The organism is Xanthocytophaga flava (assembly GCF_030068545.1).
In the GTDB taxonomy this organism is placed as follows: domain Bacteria; phylum Bacteroidota; class Bacteroidia; order Cytophagales; family 172606-1; genus Xanthocytophaga; species Xanthocytophaga flava.
Window position 1 is genome coordinate 53731 of the sequence record NZ_JASJOR010000042.1, and the last position, 7562, is coordinate 61292.

At 39.4% G+C, this 7562-nt stretch carries 4 protein-coding genes; all 4 read left to right on the forward strand.

Annotated features, from left to right (window positions below):
- The first annotated feature begins 127 nt into the window (after positions 1–127).
- The 4 genes from QNI15_RS35395 to QNI15_RS35410 all read left to right on the forward strand — a co-directional run bounded on the left by QNI15_RS35395 (position 128) and on the right by QNI15_RS35410 (position 7074).
- Positions 128–2569 carry an ABC transporter permease gene (locus QNI15_RS35395; RefSeq protein WP_314036603.1) on the forward strand — a complete coding sequence of 814 codons (2442 nt, stop codon included), beginning with the start codon at positions 128–130 and terminating at the stop codon, positions 2567–2569.
- 91 nt (positions 2570–2660) lie between these two features.
- Positions 2661–3404: a head GIN domain-containing protein gene (locus tag QNI15_RS35400; protein ID WP_314036605.1), complete on the forward strand. Its 744-nt coding sequence runs from the start codon at positions 2661–2663 to the stop codon at positions 3402–3404.
- Between the two features lie 200 nt (positions 3405–3604).
- Positions 3605–6031, forward strand: a complete 2427-nt coding sequence (locus QNI15_RS35405) for an ABC transporter permease (protein ID WP_314036607.1) — start codon at positions 3605–3607, stop codon at positions 6029–6031.
- Between the two features lie 377 nt (positions 6032–6408).
- Positions 6409–7074, forward strand: coding sequence for an ABC transporter ATP-binding protein (locus QNI15_RS35410; protein WP_313981101.1), 666 nt, complete (start codon positions 6409–6411; stop codon positions 7072–7074).
- Positions 7075–7562: the final 488 nt, after the last annotated feature.

Genomic DNA, 7562 nt, shown 5'->3' on the forward strand with positions numbered 1-7562 from the left:
GTTCGAATACGAACACCATTATAACCTCAGATATCCAAACATGTTGTAAATTTTCTAAAAACAGCCTTTTATTTTTTTGGTAAACCATTTGTAAGAGATTTGGCACAACTAAACTGCAACTCTGCTCATGTTACGCAATTACTTTAAGATCGCCTTCCGGAACCTTCAGAAGAACAAAGCATTCTCATTCATTAATATTCTGGGTCTATCTGTAGGAATGGCTTGCTGTATGCTTATTCTTTTGTATGTGCAAAACGAAATCAGCTATGACAAACACCACACCCGATCTGAAGATATGTATCGGGTAGGAACAACGTTTGTCACTACAGATCAGACAAAGAATATGCCTTATACTCCAGCACCTATGGCATTTACGCTGAAAGCTGATTTTCCGGAAGTAGAACAGGCAACCCGTGTATTTGTACCTTTTAATGAAGATAAGGCGATTTTTAAACTTGCAGAAAATGGAAAGGTTAGTAAGTCTTTTTATGAGTCCAAAGGGTATATGGCAGACTCAACCTTCTTTGATCTATTTTCATACAAATTTATAGAAGGTGTACCTCACACAGCATTGAATGAACCTAATTCTGTAGTTGTCTCAGAAGAGATTGCGCAGAAGCTGTTTGGTAATCAATCAGCATTAAACAAGATTGTACATATTGCCAGCAGCAATGGTAACATTGATTTTAAAATCACCGGTGTATTCCGACCTGATAAGTTATCAACCATTGACGGGCGATTTTTTATGTCTCTGAGTAGCGGAGAAATGGGGGCTTATGTACGAAGTGCCCGCAACTTCGCCTTCAACAATATGTTTTATACATTCATTCGGCTACAACCAGGCTCCAACACTCAGGCACTAGAGAAAAAGTTAACTGCTTTTATTAATAAATATGCGGGAGCAGATATGAAAGCAGCTGGATTCAAGAAAAAACAGTTTCTGGAGGCAGTTTCTGATCTGCATCTTAAATCAGAAGATAATGGACAAATGGCTGGTAAAGGAAGTATTAGCTATGTTTATCTGCTTACTTCTATCGCCATCTTTACTCTCCTGATCGCCTGTATCAACTTCATGAATCTGTCTACTGCTCGTTCTGGTAAGAGAGCTGCCGAAGTAGGTATACGTAAAGTGGTAGGAGCCGAAAAAGCAATGCTGATCAGTCAGTTTCTTGGTGAATCTCTATTACTAAGTATATTAGGTCTGGTCATTGCCAGTGTATTAGTGTTTTTATTCCTTCCGGTTTTTAATCAGTTAGCCAGCACTTCTATTCACATTGAGGTTTCTCAACATGTGTTTACCTTTTTGGGATTTATTGCCCTGGCAATAATTACAGGTCTGATTGCAGGTAGCTATCCGGCTTTTTATCTGGCCTCTTTTCAACCTATTAAAGTGTTGAAAGGGAAATTTACCAATACACTGGCAGCTGTTAACCTGCGTAGAGGACTTGTTATATTTCAGTTTTCAATTTCTATCATCCTGATTCTGGCCTCACTGGTAGTATGGAAACAAATGAATTACCTGAAAGATCAGTCTCTTGGTTTTAAGCAAGCCCAACAGGTTGTTATTCCACTGCGTACCAAAACAACTAAAAGCAGTTATGAAGCCCTCAAAACAGAGATACAAAAGAACAGCCAGGTAGTTTCAGCTGCTGCAGCCGGATCTTATCCAGGTATATTTTCGGCTCGTGACCAAAATTTCTATACAGACGGAAAAACCGGGGCAGAATCTGTCAATGTGAAACTGAATGATGTGGATTATAACTTCATTGAGACACTTGGCTTTAAAGTAATCAGCGGACGTCCGTTTTCAAAAAACTTTGCTGCAGACACGAACAGTCGCATTGTACTTAATGAAAAAGCAGTAGCTGCATTTGGTTATACACCTGAAAACGTCATAGGAAAGCGACTGCACTTTGACTGGAACAATGAGGTTTTTGACTATGAAATTATTGGTGTTGTAAAAGACTTCCACTATGAAGGCCTGCAGCAGTCAATTGGTCGGTTTGGTTTCTTATTAGATCGAAATCAAAACTATAACTATATGGTTGTCAATGTGAATACTTCTTCAATGGAAAATATGCTGCAATTCATGGAAACACAATGGAAAAAATTCAATCCGGAAGAACCCTTTGAGTACACTTTCATGGATCAGGATTTTCAGCGGAACTATGATACAGAGCAACGCATGGGTACTATTGTAAGCTACTTTACCTTTATTGCCATCTTTATTTCGTGTCTGGGACTATATGGACTGGCAACATTTACAGCCGAACAACGCATCAAAGAGATTGGCATCCGGAAGGTACTGGGAGCCAGCATTACCAATATTGTGCAACTATTATCCAAAGATTTTCTGAAACTGGTACTCATCGCACTTCTCATTGCAGGACCTATAGCTTGGTATGCCATGAATGAATGGCTGCAAAAGTTTGCTTATCGTATTGAGATACAATGGTGGATGTTTGCAATTGCAGGATGTATGGCACTCCTCATAGCATTCCTTACAGTAAGTTTCCAGGCAGTGAAAGCAGCATTGATCAATCCGGTAAAATCTCTGAAAACAGAGTGATTTTTTAAACAATCTTCTCAGGTAGATGCAACCTCTGCAAAAATATATGCATCTACCTGAAACAAGGATTCCCAAACCTAATTATGACTCTATGAAAACATTTTTCACCTGCCTGATTGGATTGGCACTGGCAGCTACTATTACTACACAAGCCCAAACCCTGACTAAAGATCTCCCGGAGTTCAATAAAATTGTTTCCAGTCCGCTTATTGATGTGATATTGATCAAAGGAGAGAAAGAGAGTGTTCGTATTGAATACCACAATGTAACACCTGATAAGATTAATGTGGTAACCAAAGGAAAAACATTGCGGTTGTATCTAACAGATGCACAAATCACTGATTCTAAAAAGGAAGGCAACTGGAAGGAAGCTACCTACTGGCGACGGTTATATCCGGGAGCCCATCTGAGAGCCTATGTCACCTATCGCCAGTTGAACTATGTAGAGATGCGTGGACAACAGGACCTTACCTGCAATGATACGCTTATAGCACAGAAACTAAAGCTTAAACTATACGGTGAAAACAGAGTGGAACTGGCAGGCTTAAAAGCCCGAAAACTCAAAGTATCCTTGTTTGGCGAAAACCGGGTAGATATTTATAGTGGAACAGCAAAAGCACAAAAATACAATGCATTTGGTGAGAATAAGGTCCATGCTGAAAAACTACAGAGTGAAACTATTAAAACCAGTCTGTTTGGCGAAACGCTTATGGACCTATATGCCTCTGAACGTATACGTATGACAGCGTTTGGTGAGTCTACAGTAGTGAATAATGGTACAGGTAGCCTGCGCAAATGGATTACGTTGGGTGATAATACTCTTAAAAGAAAATAGCATACTTTTTTAAGGTTGTCCAGCATAGAAAACATAAACACGAAATGCGTTCGTCAATGAACAAAGAGTGTCCGCAATCGGACACTCTTTTCGTTTTTATATGCCTCTTTTCTGCATCAGCGGGCTAAAAACGCATTTCTCAAAATCTGGCTTTATATTGGCATATCACAAATCGGTATCACCCAAACAAGCCATTACCTATGGTAAAGAACTACCTGAAAATAGCTATACGAAACTTCTGGAAACACAAAGTTATTTCCGCAGTTAATCTTTTAGGTCTTACACTGGGTTTAACAGCCTGCCTGCTGATTACCACCTATATTCTTGATGAAGTCTCCGCTGACAAACACTGGAGTAAAAAGAATCAGCTATTTCGTCTGGTCGAGGTGAAACAAAATGGCACAGCAGAAGAAAAATCAGCCTTTCTGATTTCTCATGTAGCCAATACGTTACACACCAAGTTTCCTGAAGTTGAGGCATATACCCGTGGCAATCATCTGGAATGGCAGTTCAAGTATGGTAACAAAACTATTCCAGCCAAAACCTGGGCAGTAGAATCAGATGCTTTTCCGATGTTTGATTTTCACTTTCTGGAAGGAGGCATCAGCTCTGTAGACTTCAACAACAATACACTAGTGATTAGCCAAAAATATGCACAGCAGCTTTTTGGTAAAGAAGATCCGATTGGAAAAATCATTCCCAGGGTATCAAACTCTGATTCTCCCGAATCGTTTAAAATAGCAGGGGTTATCGAAAATATCCCTACCAATTCTCACTTGTATGCTGATGTTTTGTTTCTGAAAAAATATGCAGCCAGTTATGATGAGCTTTCTCTTTTTGGCAATGTATATCCGCAATATGTACTGTTGAATGAGAATGTCAACCCTGAAAAACTGGCAGCAAAAGCATCTGCTTATCTTACTACACTGCTAAAATCTGAGACAAAAATACGTTTGGCATTTCAACCTCTTCAGGAAGTCCATCTAAAATCTCATGCAATAGATAATGACGGATCGGACAGTCTGGGTGACATGCAGTATATTTACCTGTTTTCTGTAATAGCAGTCTTCCTACTGCTCCTTGCCTGTATCAACTATGTCAATCTCACCACAGCGCAATCATTACAAAGAGGTAGAGAAACAGGTTTACGCAAGGTCTTAGGGGCAAACAGGAGAGAGGTAATCTGGCAGTTTCTGATTGAGTCCGTTGGCTTTTTTGCATTGTGCTGGTTATTGTCTTTGTGGATGTACAAACTCACATTACCTGTGTTATATACATTTATCGGCAAGCCACTTACCATCAACTTTACCCAAAGCATTCCTTTATTCCTTTGCCTGGCTCTTGTTACTTTTTTGGTGAGCATCCTTACAGGGATCTATCCGGCATTACTACTATCTTCCTATAAACCTGCGAATGTTCTCAAGGGTTTCTTTGGCAAGGCTAATGATCGGGGTAATCTCCGCCGGGTACTGGTTGTGACACAGTTTTTTGTTTCAACATTACTGATTGTTGCCACAATAGTAGTATACAAGCAATTGTATTTTATCAATCATAAAAATCTGGGATTCTATAAAGATAATCTCCTGCATATTGAGGGCTGGGTAGACAAAGACGTTACAGCTATTAAACATGAAATTCTTCAAAATCCCAATGTTGTATCCATGACCATAAGCCAATGGGGACCTGGAGACATGACCTCCGGAGGTATGTCTATGAAAGTACCTGATCCTCTTAATCCAGGACAGGCTGCTACTGTATATGGGTTAGGAGCTGATTTTGACTTTCTGAAAACCATGCAGATACCCCTGAAAGAGGGAAGAGACTTTGACATGAGTTATGCGGTAGACCGAATAAATATTGACTCACTGATGCAACTGGACTGGACAAAATATGAAACAACAGACCTTGGCAAATCACTTATTATCAATGAAACAGGTGCACGCAAATTAGGATTAAAAAATCCTGTTGGTGCTTCTATTCAATTTAATGGAATGAAGGGCAGAATCATTGGGGTAATGGCTGATTACCATAGTACTTCTTTTCATAATGAAGTCCCAATCATCCTTTTAAGAGCCAATGCTCACTATAGTTATGGATACCCATTGATTCGTATCAGACCGGGCAAACTGGCTGAGACTACCGCTCAGATTGAGTCTATCTGGAAAAAACATTTCCCGGATAGGCAATTTGACTATACATATGTAGATGATAGATTGGAAAAACTGTATATGAATGAACAACAATTAGGCAAGCTGTTTGGCTATTTTAGTGCACTGGCCATTTTCATCTCCTGCCTGGGACTCATCGGACTGGCAGCGTTTGCTACCGAACGCCGTACCAAAGAGATTGGTATCCGGAAAGTGCTTGGAGCTACGGTTGCTAACATCTTTACATTACTCTCTAAAGATTTCCTGAAACTGATACTTATTGCATTTGTAATCGCCATTCCACTCAGTGTGTACCTGATGAATCAATGGTTGCAGAAGTTTGCCTATCGCATAGAAATCTCTTGGTGGATTTTTGCTTTGGCTGGAGTGTGTATTATGGGCGTTGCTATTCTGGCAGTAAGCTTTCAAACGATCAAAGCTGCCTTAAGTAATCCAGTAAATTCACTTAGGAATGAATAAACGATATAACTTGAATGAAAAAGCTATCTGTCTCCAATGTTACAAAGAGAGTAAAGTTAACTTCAATCATGTATGGACGTGTAGGTGCGTTGGCCTCCTGCGGCGAGGTTAGCCTTTAGCCTTGCGGGTAGAAGCATCGCTGGAGGTGTCTTTTTCTTTTGTTACTTTTCTTTTGGACAAGCAAAAGAAAAGTAAGTGGTTGGAAGAGTGATATTCAGAAAAAATAAGCTTTCATATAGATAGATAGAATTGAAAAAATACAGGAAAGAAAGATTAGATAACTTAATTAAAAAACAATAAAATCCTGAAAAGGCATTGTATAAGAAAACAGATATTACTATTTAGTAAAAAACTATTTAACCATTCACTAATTCATCATGCTATTACAACTCAACAAGGTATTCAAGTGGTACGATTCTAAAGCTGGAAGAACATTTATTTTACGGGATGTGAACTTTGACGTACAGGAAGGCGAATTTATTTCCATTATGGGCCCATCCGGTTCGGGAAAGTCAACATTGTTACATATTCTGGGTATGATGGACGAACCATCAGAAGGAGAGTACTATTTCATTGAACAACCTGTACATAAAATCCGTGAAAAGCAGCGGTCCGAACTTTATAAAAAATACATAGGCTTTGTGTTTCAGGCCTACCATCTGATTGATGAGTTAACTGTATATGAAAACATTGAAACACCCCTGTTGTATCATGGCATGAAATCGTCTGAGCGGCAATCACTCGTAGCCGACATTCTGGACCGTTTTCATATGGTAGGAAAAAAAGATTTGTTCCCTAGCCAGTTATCAGGTGGACAGCAGCAGTTAGTAGGTATAGCACGTGCCATCATTACCAAACCCAAACTAATCCTTGCTGATGAGCCTACAGGTAATCTCAACAGCAAGCAAGGCGAAGAAATTATGGATCTGTTCAAACAGTTAAACCAGGAAGGCGTAACCATCATTCAGGTAACGCACTCTGAGAAAAACGCTGCGTATGGAAGCCGGATCATCAACCTGTTTGATGGCCGGATTGAAGGATAAAAGATACTGGTTCTGGGAGGTAGACTTTTTACTGCCAGCTGGAATAATCTGGATAATATCCTGTCAGAACCAATCTTATCTGCGCCATTCGGTCAGCCTTGGCCAATCCCACTCAGTCACTTCGCTCAGATTAGATAAGTTGATCCTTATTTATTTGAGCCGAAGTAAGTGTATTAGTTCTTATTTCTATCAAAATTTTAATGGCTTGTAGGCATTATTAGAATTCCGGTAATTTTTCGAGTTTATCAGAATTCTGATATGTCTTACCATTGACCTAAAGTCTGTTCACTTTCTTGAATGAACAGACTTTAGGTCAATAGCTAATCTGAACATTATTCGAATATGTTTATGAAGTGATCGGTCAATGCTGTCAACTTAAGAGTTAAGTATTGGGTTAAGTAAGTATGGAAACGAAAATACAAACCCTCTTTTCTACGGTTCATACTTTGCTAATGAGCCAACAGTTCAAGATTGAACATCGAGCGAAT

Coding starts and splice junctions, on each gene's coding strand:
- QNI15_RS35395 (WP_314036603.1), top strand. CDS start 128: ATGTTACGCAATTACTTTAAGATCGCCTTCCGGAACCTTCAGAAGAAC.
- QNI15_RS35400 (WP_314036605.1), top strand. CDS start 2,661: ATGAAAACATTTTTCACCTGCCTGATTGGATTGGCACTGGCAGCTACT.
- QNI15_RS35405 (WP_314036607.1), top strand. CDS start 3,605: ATGGTAAAGAACTACCTGAAAATAGCTATACGAAACTTCTGGAAACAC.
- QNI15_RS35410 (WP_313981101.1), top strand. CDS start 6,409: ATGCTATTACAACTCAACAAGGTATTCAAGTGGTACGATTCTAAAGCT.